The organism is Oleiphilus sp. HI0066, assembly GCF_001635725.1.
The window spans coordinates 1-1,141 of sequence record NZ_LWFH01001328.1; the positions used below are offsets into that span (position 1 = coordinate 1).

At 46.0% G+C, this 1,141-nt stretch carries 1 protein-coding gene; it reads right to left on the minus strand.

Going from position 1 to position 1,141, the window contains the following annotated elements:
- A partial coding sequence (gene nhaD / locus A3738_RS19620; RefSeq protein ID WP_068763798.1) for a sodium:proton antiporter NhaD occupies positions 1-1,141 on the minus strand: 1,141 nt, incomplete at both ends.

Here is a 1,141-nt window from a genome sequence, read left to right on the forward strand (position 1 = left end):
AAAGCATCGAACCACCTACTCCAGCGGTTAATGTCACCAATAACCATTGATTCACTGACATATCAGGAAGCATAGTTAACACGGCAAACATGACAGGAATATTATCGACAATCGCCGACAACACACCGACCAAAATATTGGCCCAGCTCGCGCCCATTTGCTCGTACATAAAAATAGACGCCAAGTTGAGGTAGCCAAACGCACTTAGGCCACCAACGCATAACACCACGCCATAGAAGAACATCAATGTATCCCACTCTGCGCGCTGTAATTGATCGAAAATATCAAAGGTTCCCGGCTCTGTTTCGCTGATACCAGCGTGTTGCTCAATGGTGCGCAAGGTATTCTCGCCCGTGATTTTGAGGTAGTAGCCGTAGATTTTCAGAACACCCAAGCCGGTCATCATGCCTACCATCGAAGGCAAGTGAAGAACACTGTGGAAAGACACGGCCATGGCGATAGTTCCCAAGAACAAGAAGATAACCACGATACCGCCCTTCTTCACGGTCACGGCTTCATCAACACCCTCTGGCTGTCCNTTTGGCAAGAACAGTGACATCAACAATGCTGGCACAAGCCAATTCACAATGGATGGTACCAATAGTGCAAAAAACTCAGTGAATTCAACTAAACCTTTTTGCCATACCATGAGTGTAGTGATGTCACCAAACGGGCTAAACGCACCACCAGCATTTGCGGCAACAACAATGTTAATACAGCCCATACCGATAAACTTTGCATTCGAACCGCCCACAGCCATCACAACAGCAGCCATGACAAGTGCCGTTGTTAAGTTGTCTGCAATCGGAGAGATCACAAATGCCAAAGCACCGGTTATCCAAAAAATCGCTTTAAGAGAGAACCCTTTAGAAACCAAATATGAACGCAACGCAGCAAATACGTTACGCTCTTGCATGGTGTTTACATATGTCATTGCGGCAAGCAAAAACAGCAATAGCTCAGCAGATTCACTGATATTATGCTGAATCATCACATGCGCACTCGTCGTGTCACCCGCCATGTTGTAAGAGATTGCTACAAGAATCCAAAGGTTACCTGCAGCCACCATCACAGGTTTTGACTTACGTAAATGCAGGTACTCTTCACCGATGACAAGCATGTATGCAAATACGAAAATAGC